Source organism: Kitasatospora sp. NPDC041988, from assembly GCF_055588525.1.
This window is the reverse complement of the sequence record NZ_JBVJCO010000029.1, coordinates 88,784-114,614: the sequence shown is the minus strand read 5'-3', so window position 1 is coordinate 114,614 and position 25,831 is coordinate 88,784. Positions and strand designations below refer to the sequence as shown.

At 71.8% G+C, this 25,831-nt stretch carries 17 protein-coding genes; 7 read left to right on the top strand and 10 right to left on the bottom strand.

Annotated elements, in window-relative coordinates; all coding sequences use genetic code 11:
- Positions 1-198: 198 nt before the first annotated feature.
- On the bottom strand, positions 199-1,836 hold the full coding sequence (locus ACZ6NC_RS26885; RefSeq protein WP_465736332.1) for a M4 family metallopeptidase: 1,638 nt from the start codon (positions 1,834-1,836) through the stop codon (positions 199-201).
- A gap of 492 nt (positions 1,837-2,328) precedes the next feature.
- Between ACZ6NC_RS26885 and ACZ6NC_RS26880 the strand changes: the two genes are divergently transcribed.
- The 3 genes from ACZ6NC_RS26880 to ACZ6NC_RS26870 all read left to right on the top strand — a co-directional run bounded on the left by ACZ6NC_RS26880 (position 2,329) and on the right by ACZ6NC_RS26870 (position 5,187).
- Positions 2,329-2,856, top strand: a complete 528-nt coding sequence (locus tag ACZ6NC_RS26880; protein WP_465736331.1) for a MarR family winged helix-turn-helix transcriptional regulator — start codon at positions 2,329-2,331, stop codon at positions 2,854-2,856.
- A 122-nt stretch (positions 2,857-2,978) separates the two neighbouring features.
- Positions 2,979-3,320, top strand: a complete 342-nt coding sequence (locus ACZ6NC_RS26875; protein WP_465736330.1) for a DUF3817 domain-containing protein — start codon at positions 2,979-2,981, stop codon at positions 3,318-3,320.
- A 181-nt stretch (positions 3,321-3,501) separates the two neighbouring features.
- Positions 3,502-5,187 (top strand): acyl-CoA mutase large subunit family protein, encoded by a 1,686-nt coding sequence (locus ACZ6NC_RS26870; protein WP_465736329.1) that lies wholly within the window; start codon positions 3,502-3,504, stop codon positions 5,185-5,187.
- Between the two features lie 81 nt (positions 5,188-5,268).
- Here the strand turns inward: ACZ6NC_RS26870 and ACZ6NC_RS26865 are convergent, their stop codons facing one another.
- Positions 5,269-5,964, bottom strand: a complete 696-nt coding sequence (locus ACZ6NC_RS26865; protein WP_465736328.1) for a TetR/AcrR family transcriptional regulator — start codon at positions 5,962-5,964, stop codon at positions 5,269-5,271.
- Positions 5,965-6,331: 367 nt separating this feature from the next.
- On the opposite strand from ACZ6NC_RS26865, the gene ACZ6NC_RS26860 reads away from it, so the two are divergent.
- The 4 genes from ACZ6NC_RS26860 to ACZ6NC_RS26845 all read left to right on the top strand — a co-directional run bounded on the left by ACZ6NC_RS26860 (position 6,332) and on the right by ACZ6NC_RS26845 (position 10,842).
- A complete protein-coding gene (locus ACZ6NC_RS26860; protein WP_465736327.1) occupies positions 6,332-7,327 on the top strand; it encodes a tetratricopeptide repeat protein in 996 nt (331 codons plus the stop codon).
- 709 nt (positions 7,328-8,036) lie between these two features.
- Positions 8,037-8,702 carry a DUF6230 family protein gene (locus ACZ6NC_RS26855; RefSeq protein WP_465736326.1) on the top strand — a complete coding sequence of 222 codons (666 nt, stop codon included), beginning with the start codon at positions 8,037-8,039 and terminating at the stop codon, positions 8,700-8,702.
- A gap of 134 nt (positions 8,703-8,836) precedes the next feature.
- Positions 8,837-9,451 carry a DUF6114 domain-containing protein gene (locus ACZ6NC_RS26850; protein ID WP_465736325.1) on the top strand — a complete coding sequence of 205 codons (615 nt, stop codon included), beginning with the start codon at positions 8,837-8,839 and terminating at the stop codon, positions 9,449-9,451.
- Positions 9,448-10,842, top strand: a complete 1,395-nt coding sequence (locus tag ACZ6NC_RS26845; RefSeq protein WP_465736324.1) for a hypothetical protein — start codon at positions 9,448-9,450, stop codon at positions 10,840-10,842. The genes ACZ6NC_RS26850 and ACZ6NC_RS26845 overlap by 4 nt, the downstream gene beginning before the upstream one ends.
- 72 nt (positions 10,843-10,914) lie before the next feature.
- Here the strand turns inward: ACZ6NC_RS26845 and pyk are convergent, their stop codons facing one another.
- The 8 genes from pyk to ACZ6NC_RS26805 form a co-directional block, all read right to left on the bottom strand.
- Positions 10,915-12,342, bottom strand: a complete 1,428-nt coding sequence (gene pyk / locus ACZ6NC_RS26840; protein ID WP_465736323.1) for a pyruvate kinase — start codon at positions 12,340-12,342, stop codon at positions 10,915-10,917.
- Between the two features lie 108 nt (positions 12,343-12,450).
- Positions 12,451-13,665, bottom strand: a complete 1,215-nt coding sequence (locus tag ACZ6NC_RS26835) for an acetate kinase (RefSeq protein WP_465736322.1) — start codon at positions 13,663-13,665, stop codon at positions 12,451-12,453.
- Positions 13,658-15,790 (bottom strand): phosphate acetyltransferase, encoded by a 2,133-nt coding sequence (gene pta, locus ACZ6NC_RS26830; protein WP_465736321.1) that lies wholly within the window; start codon positions 15,788-15,790, stop codon positions 13,658-13,660. Before pta ends, ACZ6NC_RS26835 begins: the two co-directional genes overlap by 8 nt.
- A gap of 139 nt (positions 15,791-15,929) precedes the next feature.
- Positions 15,930-16,601, bottom strand: coding sequence for a hypothetical protein (locus ACZ6NC_RS26825; protein ID WP_465736320.1), 672 nt, complete (start codon positions 16,599-16,601; stop codon positions 15,930-15,932).
- 123 nt (positions 16,602-16,724) lie between these two features.
- Entirely contained in the window at positions 16,725-19,136 is a 2,412-nt protein-coding gene (glgB, locus tag ACZ6NC_RS26820) for a 1,4-alpha-glucan branching enzyme (protein ID WP_465736319.1), read from the bottom strand.
- Between the two features lie 182 nt (positions 19,137-19,318).
- Positions 19,319-20,806: a maltokinase N-terminal cap-like domain-containing protein gene (locus tag ACZ6NC_RS26815; protein WP_465736318.1), complete on the bottom strand. Its 1,488-nt coding sequence runs from the start codon at positions 20,804-20,806 to the stop codon at positions 19,319-19,321.
- Positions 20,807-21,085: 279 nt separating this feature from the next.
- Entirely contained in the window at positions 21,086-22,810 is a 1,725-nt protein-coding gene (gene treS, locus ACZ6NC_RS26810) for a maltose alpha-D-glucosyltransferase (protein ID WP_396320892.1), read from the bottom strand.
- On the bottom strand, positions 22,807-24,762 hold the full coding sequence (locus ACZ6NC_RS26805) for an alpha-1,4-glucan--maltose-1-phosphate maltosyltransferase (RefSeq protein WP_465736336.1): 1,956 nt from the start codon (positions 24,760-24,762) through the stop codon (positions 22,807-22,809). The genes treS and ACZ6NC_RS26805 overlap by 4 nt, the downstream gene beginning before the upstream one ends.
- Positions 24,763-25,831: the final 1,069 nt, after the last annotated feature.

The following is a 25,831-nucleotide window of genomic DNA, read 5'->3' as shown; positions in this document are numbered from 1 at the left end:
GGTTTCTGCTTTGGTTCCTTCCCCCTGTGGGAACGCCTCCCACCGCCCCCTTCTTGTGCAGTCCCCCCCTCCCTTTCCCCCCCATCCCGACAACCCGCCCGGGCGGGTCTTTCCCCGGCCCCCCCCCACGCCCGGGGCCTCCCCTCCCAGTGAGGTCCCCGGGCGTTCGCAGGGCCGCCAGGCCCTGGGCGCGTTGCGTCAGTTGACGTTGACGCCGCTCCACGCGGCCGCCACCGCGTTGTACTCGGCGCTGCCCGAGCCGTAGAGGTCCGCCGCCGCGCTCAGCGTGCCGGTGCGGGCCGCCTTGTAGTTGGTGGTGGAGGTGAAGTAGACGGTCAGCGCGCGGTACCAGATGGCCGCGGCCTTGTCCCGGCCGATGCCGGTGACCGTCGAGCCGTTGGAGGTCGGGCTGTTGTAGCTGACACCGTTGATGGTCTTGGCGCCGCTGCCCTCGGCCAGCAGGTAGAAGAAGTGGTTGGCCACGCCCGAGGAGTAGTGGACGTCGAGGTTGCCCACGCCGGACGACCAGGAGTCGGCCGAGCCGCCGTCCTTGGAGGGCTTGTCCATGTAGCGCAGCGGGGTGCCGTCGCCGTTGAGGTCGATCTCCTCGCCGATCAGGTAGTCCGGCGTGTCGGTGGCGAGGTTGGCGTAGAACTCGACCATGGTGCCGAAGATGTCCGAGGTGGCCTCGTTGAGGCCGCCGGACTCGCCCGAGTAGTTGAGGCCGGCGGTGGCCGAGGTGACGCCGTGGGTCATCTCGTGGCCCGCCACGTCGATCTCGGTCAGCGGGTGGGTGTTGCTCGCGCCGTCACCGTACGACATGCAGAAGCACTGGTCGCTCCAGAACGCGTTCACGTAGTTCTTGCCGTAGTGAACGCGGCTGGTGGCGCCGACGCCGTTGTTCTTGATGCCGTTGCGGCCGAAGGTGTTCTTGTAGAAGTCCCAGGTGGCCGCCGCGCCGTACTGGGCGTCCACCGCGGCGGACTGACCGCTGGAGACGGTGCCGGTGCCCCAGACGTTGTCCGCGTCGGTGTACAGGGTGCCCGAGCCGGAGGTCCGGCCCTTGAAGTCGACGGTGGACTGGCCGCCGCGCGAGGCGTCCTTCAGCGAGTAGCCGCCGGAGACGCTGGTGGTGGTCAGCGGGACGGAGCCGACGAAGACGCCCTTGCCGCTGCCGGTCGCGGTCTGGACCTGCTCGTGGGTGGAGAGCACCTCGCCGCTGGCGGCGTCGGTGACCAGCAGCTGGCTGCTCGGGGTGCCGTCGGCGCGGACGCCCTCGACGGTCGTGCGGTACGCGAGGCGCGGGTTGCCGTCCGCGGCCCAGACCACCAGCTCGGCGGCGCCGGTCTGGTGGACCTCCTTCAGCGGGGACTCGTCCTTGTCGGCGGTGATGCCGACGGTGGCCTGCACGGCGCCGGAGGCCTGTGCGGCCGCCTTGTCGGCGGGGATCTGCGGGGTGAGGCTGGGCAGCGCGATCGTGGCGCCGACGGCCTTGTCCACGGCCTTCACGGCGCCGTCGGCGGCCTGGTGGACCACCAGGTCGCCGCCGAGGACGGGCAGGCCGGCGAAGGTGCGCTCGAAGCGGAGGTGGCGGGTGCCGTTGGCGTCCACCACGGCGTCCTTGGCGACCAGCTTCTCCTGGCCGCCCAGCGCCAGCGCCTTCGCCAGCGGGTCGGCCTGACCCTTCGCCACGGCGAGGACGGCCTCGCGCTGCTGCGATGCCTGCGCCTGGGCCGAGGGGGCCGGGGTGGCCTGGGCGGCGGTGCTCACCTGGATGACGCCGGTGAGGAGCGCGGTGGCGGAGAGTACGGCGCCGGCTGCGAGCTTTCGCTTCACGTACAGGTCCTTCCGGGAAACCGCGTGTGCGCGGTCGCACCTCGTCCCGGGGTGCCGGGGGTGACACCTGAGGGGCGGAACGGGCGCTGACGGGCTGCTCCGTGCGGTCGAGCGGCAGACCACCGGTGAGTGGGGCGGTGGCTGCCTTACGGGGCTGGCCGAAAGCATGACAATCCAACAAGTGAAATGACAGGTCTGGTTCATCAATTGGCCAGGTCTCGCCAGTCCGGCGGATTGTGAACAGGGCGACAAATCCGTCAAATCACCCCGTCTTGCAGCGGGTTACCGTCCGAACCGAGGCCTGATAGCGGGCCGGGCGCCGGGCCGGGAGCCAACCCCGCGCCGACGTCGGCGGGTTGGCGTGCGTTCACACCCCTGCAATGTCCTGGTACGTACCTGGCCACCCCACTGGCGGGATCCCGCCACGTGTCTCACTTGTCCACCATCAGGACGCCTGATAGCGGCAGTCCCACCCGCCGGTACGGTAAGGAGGTGGCCAAGCCCCTCGCACTCGACTTCGACCCGATCGCCCGCGCCGACGAGCTCTGGACCCGCCGCTGGGGCGGGGTCCCCTCGATGGCGGCGATCACCTCGATCATGCGCGCCCACCAGATCCTGCTCTCGCGGGTGGACACGGTGCTCAAGCCATACGGGCTGACCTTCGCGCGCTACGAGGCGCTGGTGCTGCTCACCTTCAGCCGGACCGGCGAGCTCTCGCTCTCCAAGATCGGCGAGCGGCTGATGGTCCACCCGACCAGCGTCACCAACACCGTCGACCGCCTGGAGCGGGCCGGCCTGGTCGCCCGCCGGCCCAACCCGCTGGACGGCCGCGGCGTACTCGCCTCGATCACCGACCGCGGCCGCGAGGTGGTCGAGGAGGCGACCCGGGAGCTGATGGCGATGGAGTTCGGCCTGGAGGAGTACGACGCCGGGCAGTGCCGCCAGGTGTTCGAGCTGCTCCGGCCGCTGCGGGTGGCGGCCGGCGACTTCACCGAGCCGGACGCGGCCACGGCCGAGTAGGGCGCGGCCGCGGCCGGGCGGGCCGCTGCACGGCGCACCCGTAAGCGGCGGCTACCCTCGTGGGAGCGGTGCGCGGAACCGGGCGCACCGGCCGATCCCTGCCGAGCGAGGCGATGAAGAGTATGAAGTCGAACCCCCTGCTGGGCTGGTACCGGGCCCTGGCCATCGCGACCGGTGTGGCGCTGCTGGTGTTCTGCGGCTTCATGGTCGCGAAGTACGGCTTCGACACCGCCGAGGACGTCACCACCTACGTCGCGATGCTGCACGGCTACCTCTACATCGGGTACTTCGTGGTCACCTTCCTGCTCGGCCAGAAGCTCAAGTGGCCGCTCGGCCGGATGATCCTCACCCTGGCCGCCGGCTGCATCCCGTTCGCCTCCTTCGTCGCCGAGCGCCGGGTGGTCCGCGAGGCCGCCGAGCAGCTCCCGGCCGGCGGCGCGGCCCGGCAGACCGCCGGCGTCTGACCCCCGGCGTCCGGCCGCAGAGCCTGCGCGTACGCCCCTCCCCGTGCCGGGGAGGGGCGTTTCGGCGTTTCGGCCCGGCTTCCGTCGACAAGTACTAGGACGTCCGAGTAAATTAGTAGGACGTCCTAATAGCTGTGCCGTCCCGATGACGTGGCGGCCGTACGGAGCGGAGTTCGGGTCCATGGACGCCGAGGAGATCGAGCGCGGACGCCAGCGCTGGCAGCAGCGGTACGACAGCGCCCGCAAGCGGGACGCGGACTTCACCACCCTCTCCGGCGACGAGGTCGAGCCGGTCTACGGCCCGCCCGCCGGGCAGCCCGTCGAGGGCTTCGAGCGGATCGGCTGGCCGGGCGAGTACCCGTACACCCGTGGTCTGCACGCCACCGGCTACCGAGGCCGGACGTGGACCATCCGCCAGTTCGCCGGCTTCGGCAACGCGGAGCAGACCAACGAGCGCTACCGGATGATCCTGGAGGCGGGCGGCGGCGGCCTCTCGGTCGCCTTCGACATGCCCACCCTGATGGGTTACGACTCCGACGACGCCAAGTCGCTCGGTGAGGTCGGCCACTGCGGCGTGGCCATCGACTCGGCCGCCGACATGGAGGTCCTGTTCAAGGGCATCCCGCTCGGCGAGGTCACCACCTCGATGACGATCAGCGGCCCGGCCGTCCCGATCTTCTGCATGTACCTGGTCGCCGCCGAGCGCCAGGGCGTCGACCCGACGGTGCTCAACGGCACCCTGCAGACGGACATCTTCAAGGAGTACATCGCCCAGAAGGAGTGGCTCTTCGCCCCCGAGCCGCACCTGCGCCTGATCGGCGACCTGATGGCGTACTGCGCCGAGGGCATCCCGGCGTACAAGCCGCTCTCCGTCTCCGGCTACCACATCCGCGAGGCCGGGGCGACGGCCGCGCAGGAGCTGGCGTACACGCTGGCGGACGGCTTCGCCTACGTCGAGCTGGGCCTCTCCCGCGGCCTGGACGTGGACGTCTTCGCGCCCGGGCTCTCCTTCTTCTTCGACGCGCACCTGGACTTCTTCGAGGAGATCGCCAAGTTCCGCGCCGCCCGCCGGATCTGGGCCCGCTGGATGCGCGACCGCTTCGGCGCCAAGACCGACAAGGCGCAGTGGCTGCGGTTCCACACCCAGACCGCCGGCGTCTCGCTGACCGCCCAGCAGCCGTACAACAACGTGGTCCGCACCGCCGTCGAGGCGCTCTCGGCGGTGCTCGGCGGCACCAACTCGCTGCACACCAACGCCCTGGACGAGACCCTGGCGCTGCCCTCCGAGCAGGCCGCCGAGATCGCCCTGCGCACCCAGCAGGTGCTGATGGAGGAGACCGGCGTCACCAACGTGGCCGACCCGCTGGGCGGTTCCTGGTACGTCGAGGCGCTCACCGACCGGATCGAGGAGCAGGCCGAGGCGATCTTCCAGCGGATCCTGGACAAGGGCCGCGAGGACCACGAGATCGGCCCGATCACCTCCGGCATCCTGCGCGGGATCGAGGACGGTTGGTTCACCGGGGAGATCGCCGAGGCAGCCTTCCAGTACCAGCAGTCGGTGGAGAAGGGCGACAAGCGGGTCGTCGGCGTCAACTGCCACCCGCGCAGCGTCACCCCCGAGCTGGAGATCCTGCGGGTCAGCCACGAGGTCGAGCGCGAGCAGGTGCGCGTGCTGGCCGAGCGGAAGGCCGGCCGGGACGACGCGGCGGTGCGGGCCGGGCTGGACGCGATGCTGGCGGCGGCGCGCTCGGGCGAGTCGATGATCCCGCCGATGCTGGACGCGGTGCGGGCCGAGGCCACCCTGGGCGAGATCTGCAACGCGCTGCGCGAGGAGTGGGGGATCTACCGCGAGACCGCGCGCTTCTAAGCCGCGTGCACGCAGAGAGCCGCCCCGCACGTTCCCACGTGCGGGGCGGCTCCGTGCTGCGCCTGCTTCGATCTGCCGTGCTCAGCCTCCGGTCAGGCTGGGGTAGGGCCCGAGCAGCAGGTTGGTGAAGCGCCGGGTCCAGTCGGCGGTGATGGGCTCGCCGCTGACCAGCACCCGGTGCTCGACCGTCCCGGCGATGGTGTCGAAGATGATGTCGATCTCCTCGCCGGCGGTCACCTCGTCGTCGTCCGGGGCGAGCTCGCCGCGGGCCTGGGCGGCCGCGCGGCCCTGCCGGACCAGGCGCTTCTGCGGGTCGACGATGGCCTCCCGGATCCGCCGCCGCAGCTGCCGGTCACGGGTGCCCTCGGCGAACAGCGCGAGCAGTGCGGCCTGGCTCTCCGGGCGGGCCAGCAGGTCGGCGAACTGGGCGACCACCGCCTCGATGTCGGCCCGCAGGCTGCCGAGGTCGGGCATCACCAGCTCGTCGAAGAGGCTGGCGACGGCGTCCACCACCAGCTCGTTCTTGGACGGCCAGCGGCGGTACAGGGTGGTCTTGGCGACCTTGGCGCGGGTGGCCACGTGGCCCATGGTCAGCCCACCCCAGCCGAGCTCGGCGAGGGCCTCGCGGGTGGCGTCCAGGATGGCGAGGTCGGCGGCGGCGCTGCGCGGTCTGCCCTTGGCCCGGGCGGTGGTGGTGCCCTCGGGGCCCTCAGGGGCCTGTGGGGGGTCTTCCCGGTGGGCCGGGCGGGCCGGGGTGGGGGGCTGGGCGGCCGGCACCGGGCCTCCTTGCGATTTACTGGTAAGTAACATGGGTGGGACCGGCAACGGTAGCGACTCCTCGCCGTCCAGGTCAGCCTGGCCACCCGGGAAAGTGGGACAGCTCACGTCCCGGGAACGCCGGATGGGGTTGCGGCGGGGGCCCTCGATCCAGTTACGCTACGACTCGTAGCGAAAGCAGTGACAACCAGGCGCCGCGACCCCGTGGGACGGGAGCGGCGCGGGTGCGGGTGGGGATCCGCGCCGAAAGGTTCAGGCTACCGGGGGCCGGGCCGTCCACCTCGGGATTCGGTACCGCGCAGCCCGCGCGGGGCGACTTTCCGGAGGATGGTGCCCGCCGGAAGCGCGGACGGGGGAGGATAGTGCCATGCAGCCACGGAATTCGCGTCCCAACAGCTCCGCTCTGCGCGGTGCGGTCGACCTCGCCGCAGTGAAGGCAGCCGGCGAGGCTGCCCAGAAGGCCGAGCAGGCCCGGGCCGAGCGGGCCCGCCAGGCGGCCGCCGCCGAAGCATCCGGCGTGGCGGCCCCCCAGGCCCCGTACGAGCTCGTCATCGACGTTACCGAGGACACCTTCGAGGCCGAGGTCGTCCAGCGCTCCACCGAAGTGCCGGTGGTCATCGACTTCTGGGCCGAGTGGTGCGGGCCCTGCAAGCAGCTCAGTCCGATCCTGGAGCACCTGGCCGAGGAGTACGCCGGCCGGATCGTGCTCGCCAAGATCGACGTCGAGGCCAACCAGCTGATCGCGCAGCAGTTCGGCATCCAGGGCATCCCGGCCGTGATGGCCGTGGTGGCCGGCCAGCTGGTGCCGCTGTTCCAGGGCGCCGAGAGCGAGGCCAACGTCCGCAAGGTGCTGGACCAGCTGATCCTCGTGGCCGAGCAGCGCTTCGGCGTGGTCGGCGGCGCGGGGGCGCCGGCCGGCGAGCCGGGCGAGGCCGCGTCGTACGTTCCGGAGGACCCGGCCCTGGCGGCCGCGCACGATGCGCTGGACCGCGGGGACCTGGGCGGCGCGATCCAGGCGTACCAGAACGTGCTGGCGGACCAGCCGGGCAACACCGAGGCGAAGCTCGGCCTGGCCCAGGCGCAGCTGCTGCGCCGGGTGGAGGGGCTGGACCTGCAGGCCGTCCGGGCAGCGGCCGCGGCCGCCCCGAAGGACGTCGAGATCCAGCTCCAGGCGGCCGACCTGGACCTGGTCGGCGGCCATGTCGAGGACGCCTTCGGGCGTCTGGTGGACACCGTCGGGCGGACGTTCGGCGAGGACCGGGACACCGCTCGGCTCCGGCTGCTGGAGCTGTTCGAGGTGATCGGTACGGATGACCCGAGGGTGACGGCGGCGCGCACCGCGCTGGCCCGCGTCCTCTTCTGAGCCCGGTCGGAGTGGTCCTGCCGGTACGTACTGGCACGGCGGGTGACCTGCGGTGTCGCTGGAGATTTGGCGACAATCCGGTCATCGCGTAAGAGGTTTACCAAATCTTGACAACACCCGTGGGTGGTCACTTCGCGTGACCGCCCACGGGTGTTTCGCTGGTGTTTCCGGGGGATTTCGCCGTCACGATTCCTTCAATCCATCACTCAGGGTGTTCGAGCGTCCATTTTCATGATCATTGTCATTGGATGTTGGATTACCCGTCAGTAACGAACCCCTTGTGCTTCGCCCGGGATTCAAGCAGCATCGGCGACGCCCGGTCCCAGACTTCACCCCGCCGACAGCCGGTCGGCGAAACGGAGCGAGGGATCCCCACCGGGTGAGCCGTCGGCCGTGGCCGGCGGTAGGGAGGGCAGGGGGGTATCCGCGGTCCCACGGCGGTTCCTGTCCTTCGATCCGGCCGCGCGGCCCGCGCGGTCGCTGGTTGTCGCTCGGGGGTGATCGCCGATGTCGTCGGTCCTGCCCGCCGCCCCGCAAAGGCGGCCGGTGAAGGGACGGGAGTGCCGCTGTGTGCCGGCCGCTCCCGCGTCCGACGACGCCCAAGGCGCTCTCCGCTACCGAGGACGTAGCTCTCTCCCATCCCAGGCCCCCACCGGTGCGGGACGCACCGCCGGGCGCCGGAGATGTACGTCCTAGAAGGAGGACTCGCATGTCCCAGACCTACGGCAAGACCCGCTGGAAGCGCTTCGCCCTCGTGATGGTGCCCGGCCTCGCCGCCACCGCCGCGGTCGGCGTCGCGATGGCCAACAACGCGCTGGCGGCTTCGTTCAGCGTCTCCGGCCAGAACTTCAAGGTCTCCACGCAGGAGCTGCACGGTACGAACTTCGCGCAGTTCGGTTCGATCGACGCCGAGTCCAACGGCACGCCGCACCCGGTCGCCGTCTCGGCGTTCGACGAGGCCACGATCAAGGGTCTCTGCCAGTCGGTGGTGACCGACCCGAACATCATCCCCGGCCTGCCGTGGAAGCTGCCGAAGATCACCCTGCGCCTTGAGGCCGGCCAGAGCGACGACGTCGCGAAGCAGGTCTCCGCGAAGAACCTGCTGATCGACCTCGACCAGCTGAGCGCGGACGCCACCTTCACCAACATCAACATCGGCCAGGACGCCTCCACCCTGAAGGGCAGCGCCACCCAGGGCTGGAAGTCCAAGCTCGGCACCGGCCTGCCCTCGGGCGGCGTCGGCTTCGCCCAGGCCGCCGACAAGGCCGACCTGTCGAACGTGCAGCAGACCGCCTGGGCCACCTCGGCCGGCACCTTCAAGCTCCAGGGCCTGAAGCTCGCGCTGCACACCGACGGCGGGCACGAGTGCTTCTAGGCCGTTGACCGGTGGTGGGTCTGCTGACCCGCCGCCGACCACGGCACCCGGGGGGTCGGGGGCGGTGCATTGCGCCGTCCCGGGCCCTCCCCCTCCCGTTTTTCGCCTCGTTCACACCATCGAGGAGCTGCACCGTGTCCAGCGCCCTTGCCGAGCTGCGGCCCGCCGAGCACGAGAACACCGTCCACTGGGTGCTTCGGGTGTTCCGTCACTTCCGCCGGTCCCGCCCGTTCTGGGGCGGCCTCATGGCCATGATCGCCGGCGTCCCGATCATGTACTTCCCTTACGCCAAGCTGTCGTTGAACGGCATGACGGTCACCATGGCGACCACGGCCGGTGCCGGGTCATTGATCATCGGGGTCCTGCTGATCGTGCTGGGCCTGACCGCCTGGTTCCAGCCGGCCGTCCGCTTCTTCGCGGGCGTCGCCACCATGCTGCTGACGCTGGTCTCGATCCCGGTCTCCAACCTGTCCGGCTTCGGCATGGCACTGCTGCCGGGCCTGATCGGCGGCGGGCTGATGCTCTCCTGGGCGCCCAACCCGCCGGAGGAGGCCGTCGCCGCCGAGGCCGCGGTCGCCGAGCGGACCGCCACCGCCGAGCCCGCCGCTGACGGTACTGCCGCCGAGCCCGCCACCGCGCCGCTGCCGGTCGTCCCGGGCCAGGCCGAGCCGCCGCTCCTGGACAAGGCCCCCGCCACCGCCGAGGGCACCGTCCCGCAGCAGGCCGGTGACCCCGAGGAGGCACGGTGACCTCGCAGGACCAGCAGGGCCGGCCCGCCCTGCCGGAGCAGCGCTCCGGCCGGCACGCGGCACCCCGGACGCCCGTCCGGGTCCGGCTGAGAGGCCGCGCGCTGGCGATGGCCGCGGTGCCGACCGCGTTGCTGATGGCCGCCGCCTACACGCCGAACGCGGCGATCGCCGAGACCTCCGCGGGCAAGCCGTGCGCCACCGCGCCGGACGTCGCCCCACAGCCGCCGAAGGTGGCGGAGACGCCCGTTCCCAAGAGCGAGCTGCCCCCGCCGCTGCCCGGCCCGTCCGTGCCGCTCCCCGACGCCACGACGGCCGCACCGACGAGCACGCCCACGACGACGGCCGCACCGGCGAGCACGCCCACGACGACGGCCCCGACGGCCCCGGCCCCGGCACCGGCGTCGGCGTCCGCCGCGGGCCCCGTCCGGTCCGCGACCACCGGTGGCTCCGGCGGCGTCGTCCAGGCCGGGCTGATCGACGATCTCGTCGGCGGCATCACCAACCTGATCCACCCCAGCAGTCCACCGAGCCCGTCGGCGTCCGCGACCACCGCGAGCCCGGCACCGGCGGCACCTGCCGCGCCTGTCGCGGGCAACCACGCGGTGGCCCCGGCCGCTCCGGCCGCAGGCACCCAGCCGCCCGCCCCGCCCGCGCAGTCGTCCGCCGCCACGCCGCCGCCGACCGCCCCGTCGGCTGCGCAGAGCCCGGCTGCCTCCGCCTCGCCGAGCGGCAAGGCGGGCACCGCCGCCAAGCCGTCCGCGGGTGCCAAGGCCACCGGTTCGGCCACCCCGTCGTCCTCGGCCACACCGTCCGCTTCGTCCTCGCCGAGTGCCGATCCGAACTGCCTGGTCCCGCTGAAGGGCCTCGCCGCCGGGGAGCACCCGGACAACCCGATCCTCGTCCCGGACCAGAACTGGACCCTGCAGACCAGCCGGCTGACCCTGAACCACGCCGTCCTGATGGGCGTGGTCAAGGTCCAGACGCCGACCACCACCAAGCGCGTGCTGAAGTTCGTGGTCGAGAGCGTGGACATCGAGAACCTCGACATGTCGACACTGGAGGGCAACGGCAAGACCTTCCACGTGAAGGGCGCGCCGGGTTCGGTCTCCACCATGCGCACGGGCCCGGTCACCATGTACGTGGAGCGCATGTCCGGCCACCTGTCCCAGGTGCTCGGCATACCGATCCCGATCGACCTGGGCGAGCTCACCCTCACCCCGGACGGGCCGCTGCCGCAGTGGCTGTACGACCTGATCGGCAAGCTGGAGATCCCGCTCTGGATGCAGATGACCAACGTCACCGCGATCCAGTCCGGCCAGTTCGGCGGCACGCTGAAGATCCCCGGCATGCAGCTCTACAACGACGACAAGCCCTACGTCGGCAACAAGTAGGCCGGCCATGGAACGCCCGTGGGGCGGCCCCTCCGCTGAGGAGGGACCGCCCCACGGGCGTTTTCCGGGGCCTTACTCGCTCCGGGTGCCCAGGTGGTGCACCTGGACCATGTTGGTGTTGCCGGGGATGCCGGGCGGGGAGCCGGCGGTGACGATGACGGTGTCGCCCTCGTTCAGCTCGCCGATGCGGAGCAGCTCGCCGTCGACCTGGGCCACCATCGCGTCGGTCGAGCCGACCTGCTCGGTGACGTGCGCCTCGACGCCCCAGCTCAGCGAGAGCTGGTTGCGGGTGGCGTTGTCCGGGGTGAACGCGATCACCGGGATCGGCGAGCGGTACCGGGAGAGCCGGCGCGCGGTGTCGCCGGACTTGGTGAACGCGACCAGGGCCTTGCCGTTGAGGAAGTCGCCCAGCTCGCACGCGGCGCGGGCGATGGAACCGCCCTGCGTGCGCGGCTTGCGGCCCGGGTTCAGCGGCTGGAGGCCCTGCGAGAGCAGCTCCTCCTCGGCCTTCTCGGCGATCCGGCTCATGGTGCGCACGGTCTCGATCGGGTACTTGCCGACGCTGGACTCGGCGGAGAGCATCACCGCGTCGGTGCCGTCCAGGATGGCGTTGGCGACGTCGGAGACCTCGGCGCGGGTCGGGCGCGAGGCGTGGATCATCGACTCCATCATCTGGGTGGCGACGATGACCGGCTTCGCGTTGCGGCGGGCCAGGGTGATCAGCCGCTTCTGGACCAGCGGCACCCGCTCCAGCGGGTACTCGACGGCCAGGTCACCGCGGGCGACCATGATGGCGTCGAAGGCGAGGACGATCTCCTCCATGGCCTCGACGGCCTGCGGCTTCTCGATCTTGGCGATGACCGGCACGCGGATGCCGACCTCGTCCATGACGGCGTGGACGTCCTTGATGTCGGCCGCGTTGCGGACGAAGGACAGGGCGACCATGTCGACGCCCAGCGCCAGCGCGAAGCGCAGGTCGTCCTTGTCCTTCTCGGACAGGGCGGGCACGTTGACGGCCGCGCCGGGGAGGTTGATGCCCTTGTTGTTCGAGAGCACGCCGCCCTCGACGACGACGGTCTTCACGCGGGGGCCGTCGACGCTGACGACCTCCAGGGCGATGACGCCGTCGTTGATCAGGATCGGGTCGCCGGGCTTGACGTCGCCGGGCAGGCCCTTGTAGGTGGTTCCGCAGATGTGCTGGTCACCGGGGACGTCCTCGGTGGTGATGGTGAACTCGTCGCCGTTGTCGACGGTCACCGGGCCGTTGGCGAAGGTCGCCAGACGGATCTTGGGACCCTGGAGGTCGGCCAGGACGCCGATGGCCTTGCCGGTGTCCTCCGAGACCTGGCGGACCTTGCGGTACCGCTCCTCGTGGTCCGCGTGGGTGCCGTGGCTCATGTTCAGTCGGGCGACGTTCATGCCCGCCTCGACGATGGCCTTCAGCTGTTCGTAGGAGTCCGTCGCGGGACCCAGGGTGCAGACAATTTTCGCTCGGCGCATATGGATCAGTCTATCCGTTCGTGTTATAGGTGCATTCGGCACGAATCGTGAGGAATCGCCGACGAAGGATTCCGAGGGTCGAGACGACGGTGTGTCAGTCCCCGGACTTCACTGGCCGGACTGCCGGTGCACCAGGGCGAAGGCCTGTCGCGCGATCTCCAGTTCCTCGTCGGTGGGCACCACGGCGACCGCCACCCGGGAGTAGGCGGGGGAGATGATCCGGGCCTCGCCGGAGCGCACCGAGTTCAGCTCGGGGTCCACCGCGATGCCCAGCTCGTCCAGTCCGGCCGTGGCCGCCGCCCGCACCGGCGCCGCGTTCTCGCCGACACCCGCCGTGAAGGCGATCGCGTCCACCCGGCCCAGGATCGCGTAGTAGCCGCCGATGTACTTGCGCAGCCGGTGGATGTACGTGTCGAACGCCAGCCGCGCGTCGGCGTCCCCCTCCTCCGCGCGGCGCATGATCTCGCGCATGTCGTTGTCGCCGCACAGGCCCAGCAGGCCGCTGCGGCGGTTGAGCAGGCTGTCGATCTCGTCGATCGAGAGGCCGCCGACCCGGTGCAGGTGGAACACCGCGCCCGCGTCGATATCACCCGAACGAGTGCCCATGACCAGGCCCTCCAACGGGGTGAGGCCCATCGAGGTCTCCACGCACCGGCCGCCGGCGACCGCCGAGGCGGAGGCGCCGTTGCCCAGGTGCAGCACGATCACGTTGACCTCGGCAGGGTCCTTGCCGAGCAGTCGGGCGGTGGCCCGCGAGACGTACTGGTGCGAGGTGCCGTGGAAGCCGTAGCGGCGCACCCGGTGCTCGTCCGCGACGGCCTTGTCCATCGCGTACCGGGCCGCGTACTCCGGCATCGAGGCGTGGAAGGCCGTGTCGAAGACGGCCACCTGCGGCAGGTCCGGGCGCAGCGCGCGGGCCACCTCGATGCCGGTGATGTTGGCCGGGTTGTGCAGCGGGGCGACCGGGATCAGCCGCCGGATCTCCTGGAGCACCTCGTCGCTGATCACGGTCGGCTCGGTGAACCGCAGGCCGCCGTGGACCACCCGGTGGCCGATCGCGGCCAGCTCGGGGGAGTCCAGCCCGACGCCGTCGGCGGCCAGCTCCTCGGCGACGGCCTTCAGGGCGGCCGAGTGGTCGGGGAAGACCTGGAGGGCCTCCCGCCTCTCCCCGGCGCGCGGGGTGTGCAGCAGGCGGCCGCCCGCCTCGCCGATCCGTTCGACCAGACCGGAGGCCATCCGGGAGCCGTCCAACATGTCGATCAGCTGGTACTTCACCGACGACGAGCCGGCGTTCAGGACGAGAACACGCGTACCTTCACTCACCGTTGGACTCCTTGCGCTCCTGCGACTGGATGGCGGTGATCGCGACCGTGTTGACGATGTCCTCGACCAGCGCGCCGCGCGACAGGTCGTTGACGGGCTTGCGCAGGCCCTGGAGGACCGGGCCGACCGCCACCGCGCCGGCCGAGCGCTGGACCGCCTTGTACGTGTTGTTGCCGGTGTTGAGGTCCGGGAAGATCAGGACGGTGGCCCGGCCGGCCACCGGCGAGCCGGGCAGCTTGGTGGCCGCCACGTGGGCGTCCACCGCCGCGTCGTACTGGATCGGGCCCTCGACCAGGATGTCCGGGCGCAGCTGGCGGACGATCTCGGTGGCCTTGCGGACCTTGTCGACGTCCGCGCCGGAGCCCGAGGTGCCGGTCGAGTAGGAGAGCATCGCGACCCGCGGCTCGACGCCGAACTGGGCGGCGGTGGCGGCGGCCTGGATGGCGATGTCGGCCAGCTGCTGGGCGTCCGGGTCGGGGTTGACCGCGCAGTCGCCGTAGACCAGCACCCGGTCGGCCAGGCACATGAAGAAGACGCTCGACACGATGGCCGCGCCCGGCGAGGTCTTGATCACCTCGAAGGCGGGCCGGATGGTCGCGGCGGTGGAGTGCACCGCGCCGGAGACCATGCCGTCGGCGATGCCCTCCTGGACCATCAGGGTGCCGAAGTAGCTGACGTCGGTCACCACGTCCAGCGCCAGCTCGACGGTCATGCCCTTGTGCGCGCGCAGCCGGGCGTACAGCTCGGCGAACTGGCGGCGCAGCGGGCTGGTGGCCGGGTCGACGATCCGGACCTGGGCGCGGTCGGCTGCCGGGTCTTCGGCGGGGAGGCCGATGCCGAGCGCGGCGGCCTTGCGGCGGACGGCGTCCACCTCGCCGAGCAGGGTGAGGTCGCAGATGTTGCGGCGGAGCAGGATCTCGGCGGCGCGCAGCACCCGCTCCTCGGTGCCCTCCGGCAGGACGACGTGCCGTCGCGCCGAGCGGGCCCGCTCCAGCAGCTCGTGCTCGAACATCATCGGGGTCACCCGCTCGGACCGGCCGACCTCGATCCGGGTGGTCAACTCGGCGGTGTCCACGTGCAGTTCGAAGAGGCCGAGGGCGATCTCGGCCTTCCGCGGGCTGGCCGCGGAGAGCTTGCCCTCCAGGTGGGTGAGGGCGGCGGCGGTGATCCAGCTGCCCTCGGGAACGACCGCCACGGGGGTGCCGGGGGCGAGCCGGGCGGCCAGTGCCATCACGTTCGGGCCGGGGTGCTGGCCGAGCGTCAGCAGCACGCCGGCGATCGGCGGGGCGCCGGCGGCGTGCGCGGCCAGGGAGCCGATCACCAGGTCGGCGCGGTCCCCGGGGGTGACGACCAGGGCGCCCTCGGTCAGCGCATCCAGGAAGGTCGGCAGCATGGCGCCGCCGAAGACGAAGCCGCGGACGTCCCGGGCCAGGCCGGCCGCGTCGCCGATCAGCACCTCCGCGCCGGTGGCCTCGACCAGCTGGGCGACGGTCGGCGCGGCCAGCGCCGGCTCCTCGGGGATCACGTACGCGGGGATCGGCAGCTTCTCGGTGAGCGTGCGCTGGATCCGCTGCTTGGCGCCGGGGGCGACCCGGTTGGCGATCATCGCCAGGGTCTCGCAGCCGAGGTCGGTGTACGCGCGGTGGGCGTTGCGGACCTCGGCGATCACGGCCTGGGCGTCCTCGGCGTGCCCGCCGACCACCGGGATGACGGCGGCGCCGAACTCGTTGGCGAGCCGGGCGTTGAAGGCCAGCTCGTCCGGGATGTTGGTGTCGGCGAAGTCGGTGCCCAGCACCAGCACCGCCTGGCAGCGCCGCTCCAGCGCGCGGAACCGGTCGACCAGGGTGGAGACCAGCTCGTCCTGCCCCTGGGCGGCCTGGAGGGCGGCCGCCTCCTCGTAGGTGAGCCCGTACAGCCCGGCCGGCGGCAGGTCCAGCCGGTAGCGGGTGCGGAGCAGCTCGACCACGTGGTCCGAGCCCGCTTCGCCGGGCGCGTGCGCGTGCACCAGCGGGCGGAACACCCCGACCCGGTCCACCTGGCGGGTGAGCAGTTCCATGACCCCGAGTTCGACCGCCTGCCGGCCGTCGCCCCGGTTGATCCCGGTCACGTACACGCTGCGCGCCACGTGGCTCTCTCCGTCCCGTCGTCTCAGAGAATGGTCATATCGACCATACCTTCGCACCGCGAACGCCTGTCCGCGAGCAGGGCGATCCGCCCGGCGCAAGGGACGAAGGTCACGCCGGGAGGGGGCCGGTGGACAAGCCCTAGCCGGCGCGCTCGGAGCCGGACAGCTCCACCGAGACCCCGAGCGGGCTCTCGCTGACCCAGACCTCCGACAGGCGCGTGTCCACCAGCCAGCCGTGCGGGTGCAGAAGGCTGTTGCCGGGCCCCGGACGCCAGCCGTCGGTGACGAGGTGCCTCCGCAGGCGGGTGGCCACCTCGGCGGGTGGCAGGCCGGCGGTGCTGACGATCGTGAGGGTGCGGGAGCAGAAGTTGGAGCCGCAAGAGCCGTCGCTCGCGCTCTTGACGGCCAGCCCGGGTGGCATCGACACCTCGTCGGCACTCGGCAGGAAGGAGTCGTGGGCGAGGAGGATGCCGTAGACGAGGCAGATGACGGTGCCGAGCAGGGCGTGGGCGCAGATCGCCACGGCCGCCCCGCCGGTGCGGCGGCCGGACGCCCCCTCCGGCCGGGGGCTCCGCTGCCGCCGCTCGATCAGCGCGCCCACCAGGATCACCAGGCCGGCCGCGAACGGGTACCCGGCCTCGATCTCGGCCGTGGCGCGGGTGAAGAACCACTCGTACTCCAGGCCGACGAGCACCACGGCCAGGCCCGCCAGGACGGCGGACACCGCCACCCCGACCACCCGGGTACGCGCCACCGCCGCCCAGCAGGCCAACGGCAGCAGGACGTACACCCACCCCAGAATCACGGACATGTGCAGGCCCCCCGGCAGCTGACGATCAGTCTCAGGCGGGGAGCCTAGGGAAGGGTCGCGGCCGGACGCAATGGTCCGGCCGCGGCCGATCCGCCGCGGTGCCGGTCGGGCCGGTCGGGCCGCTCAGGCCGGGCGGAGCCAGAGGGTGGCGAGCGGGGGGAGGATCAGTTCGGCGCTGCGGGGCTGGCCGTTCCACTCGACGGCCTCGGCCTTCACCGGGCGGGAGTTGCCGATTCCGGCGCCGCCGTAGGTCTCGGCGTCGGTGTTGAGCACCTCTTCCCAGAGCTGCTCGCGGCCGTCGAGGGCGGGCAGGCCGACCCGGTGGCCGTGGCGGACGACGGGGGAGAAGTTGCAGACGGCGACCAGCGGGGTGCCGTCGGCGGCGTAGCGGACGAAGGAGAGCAGGTTGTCCTCGGCGGCGCCGCCGTCGAGCCAGCGGAAGCCGTCGGGGGTGGTGTCCAGCTCCCAGAGCGCGGGTGCGTCGAGGTACTGCCGGTTGAGGTCGCGGACGAGGCGGCGGACCCCGAGGTGGTCGCCGGCGGCCGGCCACTCCTCGTCGAGGACCCACCACTGCGGACCCTGCTCGTGGTCCCACTCGGCGCCCTGGGCGAACTCCTGCCCCATGAAGAGGAGTTGCTTGCCGGGGTGGGCCCACATGAAGCCGAGGTAGGCGCGGTGGTTGGCGCGCTGCTGCCACCAGTCGCCGGGCATCTTGGAGACCAGCGCCTGCTTGCCGTGCACCACCTCGTCGTGCGAGATCGGCAGGACGTAGTTCTCCGAGTAGGCGTACACCATCGAGAAGGTGATCTCGTTGTGGTGGTACTTGCGGTGCACCGGCTCCTTGGACATGTAGACCAGCGAGTCGTGCATCCAGCCCATGTTCCACTTCAGCCCGAAGCCGAGGCCGCCGCTGTCGGTGGGCCGGGTGACGCCGTCCCAGGCGGTCGACTCCTCGGCGATGGTGACGACGCCGGGGCAGCGGCGGTAGACGGTGGCGTTCATCTCCTGGAGGAACGCGGCGGCGTCCAGGTTCTCCCGGCCGCCGTGCTGGTTGGGCGTCCAGTCGCCGCCCTCGCGGGAGTAGTCGAGGTAGAGCATCGAGGCGACGGCGTCCACCCGCAGGCCGTCGATGTGGAACTCCTCGCACCAGTACACCGCGTTGGCGACCAGGAAGTTGCGCACCTCGGTGCGGCCGTAGTCGAACTCCAGGGTGCCCCAGTCGGGGTGCTCGGCGCGCAGCGGGTCGGAGGGCTCGTACAGCGGCTCGCCGTCGAAGCGGGCGAGGGCGAAGTCGTCCTTGGGGAAGTGCGCGGGCACCCAGTCGACGATCACGCCGATGCCGTGCCGGTGCAGGGTGTCGACCAGGTACCGGAAGTCGTCGGGGCTGCCGAGCCGGGCGGTGGGGGCGTAGTAGCCGGAGACCTGGTAGCCCCAGGAGCCGCCGAACGGGTGCTCCATGACCGGCATGAGCTCCACGTGGGTGAAGTTCAACTCCTTGAGATAGCCAGGGAGTTCCTCGGCGATCGCACGGTAGGTGGTGAGGTCGGGCCGCCAGGACGGCAGGTGCAGCTCGTACACCGACATCGGGGCCCGGTGGTGTGCGGCGCGGGCCCGGCGGGCCATCCAGTCGCCGTCCTCCCAGCGGTGCGAGGAGGAGGTGACCACCGAGGCGGTGCCGGGCGGGCACTGGGCGGCCCGGGCCAGCGGGTCGGCCTTGTCGAGCACCCAGCCCTGCCGGGTGTGGATCTCGTACTTGTACTGGGTGCCCTCGGCCAGGCCCGGCACGAACAGCTCCCAGATGCCGGAGGAGCCGAGCGAGCGCATCGGGTGCCCGGTGCCGTCCCAGTGGTTGAAGTCCCCGATCAGCCGGACGCCGGCCGCGTTCGGCGCCCAGACGGCGAAGGCGGTGCCGTGCACCCCTTCGACGGTGCGCACGTGCGAGCCGAGCGCCTGCCAGAGCTGCTCGTGCCGGCCCTCGGAGATCAGGTGGAGGTCCAGCTCGCCGAGGGTGGGCGGGGTGCGGTAGCCGTCGTACTGGGCGATCGGCTCGCTGCCGGCGTACGTCACCAGGAGCCGGTAGTCGGCCGGGCCGCACTGGTAGAGCTCGGCGCCGGCCAGCAGGCCGGTGAAGAGGCCGCCCTGCTGGTGGGTGAGTTCGGCCGGGCCGTGCGCGGTCTCCACCACGACGCGCTCGGCGAACGGGCGCAGCACCCGGATCGCGGTGCCGCCGTTGACCGGGTGGGCGCCGAGGAGGGCGTGCGGGTCGTGGTGCTGCCCGCCGACCAGCCGGTCCACCTCGGACGGCGGCAGCGGTGCCTCGGGCAGCCGCAGGACGCCGCCGGGCACGCTGCTCGGCGCACCGCTGGGCGCACCGCCGGGCACACCGTCCTGCGAGGGGGCGGGGGCGGGGCGCGCCGCCGCGCGCGGCTCGGCTCGTCGGGGCGCCGCGGGCTCGCGCTGGGGGGAGTCCGCGTTCGCCAGGAAGGTGGCGGGCACGGTGCGGGTGGTGCGGCCGGGCGGGTCGAGCGGCGTCACGGCTGGTCCTCCTGCGGAATCGGGGTGGCCGCGGGAACGTCGGCGGCGGGGTGGGTCCGCTCCGGGGCGGGAGCGGGGCAGGGCGGGAGCGGGGGCAGGGCGGAGCGAGGCGGGTCAACGGCGGAACAGGTCGGCAGCGGGGCGGGTCGGCAACGGAGCAGGTCGGCAACGGGGCGGGAGGGTCAGACGGTGAGGGCGAGCCGGTTGATCGCGGCCAGCGGGATCGGCAACCAGCTGGGCCGGTGCCGGGCCTCGTACACCACCTCGTAGACGGCCTTGTCGATCTCCAGCGCGCGCATCAGCTCCGGCGAGGCGGCCGGGTCGGTGCCGCCGCCGGCGGTGTAGCCGGCACAGAACGCGGTGCGGTTGCGCTGCGCCCAGGCGGCGGCCAGGTGGGCCAGCTCCGGGTCGTGCGGGCCGCCGGCCAGCAGGTGGGCGGCGGCGTAGTCGAAGGAGCGGAGCATCGCGGCGACGTCCCGCAGCGCGGTCTGCGGTTCGCGCCGCTCGGCGACGGACTTGGCGGGCTCGCCCTCGAAGTCCAGCAGCACCCAGCCGTGCGGGGTGCGCATGGCCTGTCCGAGGTGCAGGTCGCCGTGGATCCGCTGGACCGGCATGCCGTCCGGGTGGGCGTCGGCGAGCTGCTGGAAGGCGGTGCGCAGCGCGGCCCGGTAGCGCATCAGTCCGGGGACGACGGCCACCGCGCTGTCGAGGCGGTCGGCCATCGCGGTGGCCAGCTCCCGGGTCTGGGTGCGGTCCAGCCGGGCGACCGGCATCGAGCGGGCCAGTACCCGGTGTACCTCGGCGGTGGCCCGGCCGAGCCGGTGCGCCTCGATGGCGAAGTTGCCGGGCGACGGGTCGCCCTTGAGCCGGCCGACCTGGTCGAGTGCCAGCTCCCAGCCGTCCTCGGCCTCCGGCAGGTAGCGCTGGAGCAGCCCGAGGGTGGCCGGCTCGGCGCGTTCCAGCCGGCTCTCGAACCAGGCGGCGACCCGGGGGATCCGGGTGGAGCCGGCCCGGGAGAGCGCCAGCGAGAGCTCCAGGTCGGGGTTGGTGCCGGGGTGGATGCGGCGGAACAGCTTGAGGATGTACGAGGTGCCGTAGATGACCGAGCTGTTGGACTGCTCGGCGGTGGAGGCTCGCCCGGGCAGGGTGGCGGGCAGCCCGGAGCCGGGCGTGCGGCGGAACGACAGCGAGCCGAACCGGTCGCCGGTGGCCAGGTGTTCGAGCAGCCGCCCGGTCAGCTCGGGGTCGTGCACCGCGTCGTAGAGCGCCGCGCCGTCGTAGGGGCCCTGGGTGAGCCGGCCGAGCACCGCGGTGGGCTCGATGCCGGCGGGCCCCTGGGAGCGGATGCCGAGCAGCAGTTGGTAGATGTCCCCGTGCGGCGCGCCGGCGGTGGTGGCGTGCTCGACCCGCAGCAGCAGGTGGAGCAGGGCCGGGTCGCCGACCTGGAGCGGGGTGCCGACCACCGGGGTGAGGCCGGTGATGGGCCGTCCCTTTCCGGCGTACCAGCGCTGGGTGGGGAGCCACTCGGCGATCAGCGGCAGGGCCGCCTGGACGAGTTCGCTGACCCCCAGAGCGGTTCTCCGGGCCCCGGCACCGCGGGTGCCCACCGGCGCGGGGCCGGTGGGGGTGTCGCGGTGCACATGGGCTTGAGAACGGGAGGTTTCGGACATGACTCCCTTTCCCCGGAAGCGGGCGGACTGCCCGACGGGTCTGGCCGGGTCCGTCAGTCTTCCGGATTTCGGCGGCGCGGCGGCGACGGCACGCGAGCGGTGCTCAGGTGTCACGCCTTCGTGTGGGTGGCCGTTGGGCTGTTCTCCGTACGCGTGGTGCAGAGATGTGGTGCAGAGACCTCCGGGGGCGCGGGGGGTTCAACTCGCGCCCCCGGAGGGTTTGGTGGTGCGGGTGGCGTCGGTGCGCCGGAGAGCCGGGACGCGGCGCCTGATGGATCGTTACTTCGATCGCCTGGTCCCGCTCAGCCGCGGGGGCTGGCGGAGCTGGAACCAGTAGAAGCCGTGGCCGGCGAGGGTGAGCAGGTACGGCCACTCACCGATCGAGGGGAAGCGCACCCCGCCGATCAGCTCGACCGGATACCGCCCGCCGTACTGCCGCAGGTCCAGCTCGGTCGGCTGCGCGAACCGCGAGAAGTTGTTCACGCACATGACCAGGTCCCCCTCGTGCTCGCGCACGAAGGCCAGTACCGCAGGGTTGCTGGACGGCAGTTCGGTGTACGTGCCCAGGCCGAAGGCCGGGTTGAGCTTGCGGATCTCGATCATGCGACGCGTCCAGTGCAGCAGCGAACTCGAACTGCTCTGCTGCGCTTCGACGTTGGTCACCTGATAGCCGTACACCGGATCCATGATGGGCGGCAGACTGAGCCTGCCCGGGTCGGCGGAGGAGAAACCCGCGTTGCGGTCCGGGGTCCACTGCATCGGCGTGCGCACGCCGTCCCGGTCGCCCAGCCAGATGTTGTCGCCCATGCCGATCTCGTCCCCGTAGTAGAGCACCGGCGAGCCGGGGAGGGAGAGCAGCAGGGCGGTGAACAGCTCGATCTGGTTGCGGTCGTTCTCCAGCAGCGGGGCCAGCCGGCGGCGGATGCCCACGTTGGCGCGCATCCGGGGGTCCTTGGCGTACTCCGCGTACATGTAGTCGCGCTCCTCGTCGGTGACCATCTCCAGGGTCAGCTCGTCGTGGTTGCGCAGGAAGATGCCCCACTGGCAGCCGTGCGGGATGCGCGGCGTCTTGGCGAGGATCTCCGACACCGGGTAGCGGGACTCCCGGCGCACGGCCATGAAGATCCGTGGCATCACCGGGAAGTGGAACGCCATGTGGCACTCGTCGCCGCCGGAGGAGAAGTCGCCGAAGTAGTCGACGACGTCCTCCGGCCACTGGTTGGCCTCGGCGAGCAGCACGGTGTCGGGGTAGTCGGCGTCGATCTCCTTGCGGACCCGCTGGAGGAACTCGTGCGTCTCCGGGAGGTTCTCGCAGTTGGTGCCCTCGCGGGCGAACAGGTACGGCACGGCGTCCAGCCGGAAGCCGTCGATGCCGAGGTCGAGCCAGAACCGGAGCCCGGCGATCATCTCGTCCTGGACCCGGGGGTTGTCGTAGTTGAGGTCCGGCTGGTGGGAGAAGAACCGGTGCCAGTAGTACTGCTTGCGCACCGGGTCGTACGTCCAGTTGGAGGTCTCGGTGTCGACGAAGATGATCCGGGCGTCGGGGTACTGCTTGTCGTCGTCGGCCCACATGTAGAAGTCGCCGTACGGGCCGTCCGGGTCCTCCCGGGAGGCCTGGAACCACGGGTGCTGGTCGCTGGTGTGGTTCATGACGAAGTCGATGATCACGCGCATGCCACGGGCGTGCGCGGCGTCCACGAACTCCATGAAGTCGGCGAGGTCGCCGAACTCCGGCAGGACCGACTTGTAGTCGGCCACGTCGTACCCGCCGTCGCGCAGGGGGGAGGCGAAGAACGGTGGCAGCCAGAGGCAGTCGACCCCGAGCCACTGGAGGTAGTCGAGCTTGGACGTGAGCCCCCTGAGGTCCCCGATCCCGTCGCCGTTGCTGTCCTGGAAGGACCGCACCAGTACCTCGTAGAAGACCGCACGCTTGAACCACTCGGGGTCAAGGTTCTTCTTCGAGGTCTCGGGGAAGGTGTCGGGGACGGGCTCGTTCACTGTCACGCTGGGTTCCTCCGAACCGTGAGGAGGTGAGCCGGCTCGGCTGAGGGATCGAGCCGGACGTAGTTGTGCCGGCCCCAGGTGTAGGCGGCGCCGGTGAGCTCGTCGTGCACCGTGAAGGGCCCGTCGCCGTCGAGGGTGACGGTGGCCTCCTGGACGTGGTGCGGGTCGAGGTTGACCACCGTGACGACGTGGTCGGTGAGGCCGTCGGCCGTGGTGGCGGTCTTGGAGAAGGCGAGCACCTGGTCGTTGTCGGTGGGGTGGAAGCGCAGGCCGCGCAGCTGCTGGAGGGCGGGGTGCCGGCGGCGGAGGCGGTTCAGCACGGTGAGCAGCGGGGCCAGGGTGTCGGTGCGGCTCCAGTCCCGCGGGCGCAGCTCGTACTTCTCCGAGTGCAGGTACTCCTCGGAGCCCGGGTGGGCCGGCTCGTCCTCGAACAGCTCGTAGCCGGCGTAGACGCCGTAGCTGGGGGAGAGGGTGGCGGCCAGGACGGCGCGGATCGCGAACGCGGCCCGGCCGCCGGTCTGCAGGTAGGCGTGCAGGATGTCCGGTGTGTTGGCGAAGAAGTTGGGCCGCATGTAGGCAGCGGTGTCACCACTGAGCTCGGTGAGGTAGTCGGTGAGTTCCTGCTTGGTGGTGCGCCAGGTGAAGTACGTGTACGACTGGTGGAAACCGATCTTCCCCAGGGTCCGCATCATCGCGGGGCGGGTGAACGCCTCCGCCAGGAACACGACATCGGGGTCGGTGCGGGCGATGTCGGCGAGTACCTTCTCCCAGAACAGCACCGGCTTGGTGTGCGGGTTGTCGACCCGGAAGATCCGTACCCCGTGGGACATCCAGAATCGGAGGACGCGGATGGTTTCCTTGACGATTCCGTCCATGTCCTGGTCGAAGTTGATCGGATAGATGTCCTGGTACTTCTTCGGCGGGTTCTCGGCGTAGGCGATGGAGCCGTCGGCGCGGTGGCTGAACCATTCGGGGTGCTTGTTCACCCACGGGTGGTCCGGCGAGCACTGCAGCGCGAAGTCCAGCGCCACCTCCAGGTGCAGCGCCTCGGCCTCGGCGACGAAGTGGTCGAAGTCCTCGATGGTGCCGAGGTCCGGGTGGACGGCGTCGTGTCCGCCCTCCGGCGAGCCGATCGCCCACGGCGAGCCGACGTCGTGCGGGCCCGCCGTCAGGGTGTTGTCCGGGCCCTTGCGGTAGGCCCGGCCGATCGGGTGGACCGGTGGCAGGTAGACCACGTCGAAGCCCATCGCGGCGACGGCCGGCAATCGCTCGGCGGCGGTGCGCAGGGTGCCCGAGCGCGGCGGCTCCACGCCGGACGGGTCCACCACCGCGCCCTCCGAGCGGGGGAAGAACTCGTACCAGGAGCCGTACAGGGCCCGCTCGCGGTCGACCTGGAGCGGCAGCGGGCGGGAGGCGCTCACCAGTTCGCGCAGCGGGTAGCGGGCCAGCAGGTCCAGCACCTCGGGGGCGAGGGCGGCGGCCAGCCGGGAGAGCGGCGGCAGGCCGGTGTCGCGCAGCGCGTCCACCGCGGTCAGGATGTGCGCCCGGCCCTCCTTCTTCGGCACGCCGCCGGCGGCCCGCTCCAGCAGCAGCGCGCCCTCCTCCAGGACCAGCGCGGTGTCGATCCCGGCGGGCAGCTTCACCGCGGCGGTCCTGCGCCAGGTGGCCAGCGGGTCGCTCCACGCCTCCACCAGGTAGGACCAGCGGCCGGGCGCGGTCGGGGTGACGTACGCGCCCCAGCGGTCGGTGCCCTCGGCGAGTTCTCGCATCGGCGTCCACGGGCCGCTGCGGCCGCGCGGGTCGCGCAGGACCACGTTGGCGTTCACCGCGTCGTGGCCCTCGCGGAACACCGTGGCGGTGACCAGGAAGGTCTCGCCGGTCACGGCCTTGGCCGGGCGGCGGCCGGAGTCTACGAGGGGGCTGACGTCCAGGACGGGGATGCGGCCGATCACGGTGTCGCTCTCTGTCGTCTTGCGGGCGGAGGGCTTGCGGGCAGTCGCGGTCCGGGCGGTCGCCGTTCGGGTGGGGGCCTTGCGGGGCGCGGTGGCGGCCTCGGTGACGTCGGCCCCGGCGTCGGCCCCGGGGGTGGCCTTCGCGGCGGTGGCCTTGGTGGCGGCCTCCGTGGCGCCGACCTTCGCGGTGGCGGCCGTGGTCGCGGTGGCGCTGCGCCGGGTGGTGGTGCGCTTGCGCGGTGCCGCGGGCCGGCTCTCCTCGGCCCCGGGTTGTCGGGCCGGTTCGGCCGGCTGCTCCGTACGGATAGCCCGGGAACCCCGGGGCGCCGGCATCGGCGCGTCTGTCCGGGTGTCAGAATCCATCCGTCCGGCGGATTCCGCGACCGCTGCGTCGAGGGTGTCGGCCACCGGTGTGGACTGGTCCCGCGTGTCGCCGTGCATGCCAAGCTCCTGCCCGAGATCGGCGGCAGCTCCCGCGGGCCGCACGGGCCGGGGGGAGTACCGGGAGGACTGCTGGGTGGGGAGGCCGTGCGACCGGAAGCCTGCCCGCGCCGCCGTCCCCGGCAACCTGCCCCGCGCCCGCCAAGCCCGTGACGGGGAGCCCGAGAGCCCGCGCGCGTCCCGGCGCACGCCTCTCGGGGCACACCCCTGGGCGACCCAACCCACCCGTGAACGAGCAGGCCGAGTTCGAGGACACGCATCGGTACGCCGTGAGCGCCGAATGGGCTAAGGAGGTTGAGGAACGATCAACGCGAAAAGGATTCGGACATGCTGCTTCAAGGGGGGCGCCACCCGTCGCCGCACTCCCCACAGCATCAACGACCTTGGTTCATAGTCGCACCGGGGACAAGACTTTCGCAGCGGTACGACAGTAGTTTCGGACCTTTGTGGGGGCGGATCCACGGCTGGAAATGGAGCTGTTCCGCGATGTTCACGTATTGGTAGCGCGTTCCCCCGGAAAGTGCGCCTCGCGCGCCCCCCGTGCAGCCCAATGCGCCGAATGCGATCTCACCAATAGGCCGAACGGAGGCCCAATAGCCCACTTGACGCACCGTCATGACGGCCGCCG

Coding starts and splice junctions, on each gene's coding strand:
- ACZ6NC_RS26870 (WP_465736329.1), top strand. CDS start 3,502: ATGGACGCCGAGGAGATCGAGCGCGGACGCCAGCGCTGGCAGCAGCGG.
- ACZ6NC_RS26825 (WP_465736320.1), bottom strand. CDS start 16,601: ATGTCCGTGATTCTGGGGTGGGTGTACGTCCTGCTGCCGTTGGCCTGC.
- ACZ6NC_RS26815 (WP_465736318.1), bottom strand. CDS start 20,806: ATGTCCGAAACCTCCCGTTCTCAAGCCCATGTGCACCGCGACACCCCC.
- ACZ6NC_RS26875 (WP_465736330.1), top strand. CDS start 2,979: ATGAAGTCGAACCCCCTGCTGGGCTGGTACCGGGCCCTGGCCATCGCG.
- ACZ6NC_RS26855 (WP_465736326.1), top strand. CDS start 8,037: ATGTCCCAGACCTACGGCAAGACCCGCTGGAAGCGCTTCGCCCTCGTG.
- pyk (WP_465736323.1), bottom strand. CDS start 12,342: ATGCGCCGAGCGAAAATTGTCTGCACCCTGGGTCCCGCGACGGACTCC.
- ACZ6NC_RS26860 (WP_465736327.1), top strand. CDS start 6,332: ATGCAGCCACGGAATTCGCGTCCCAACAGCTCCGCTCTGCGCGGTGCG.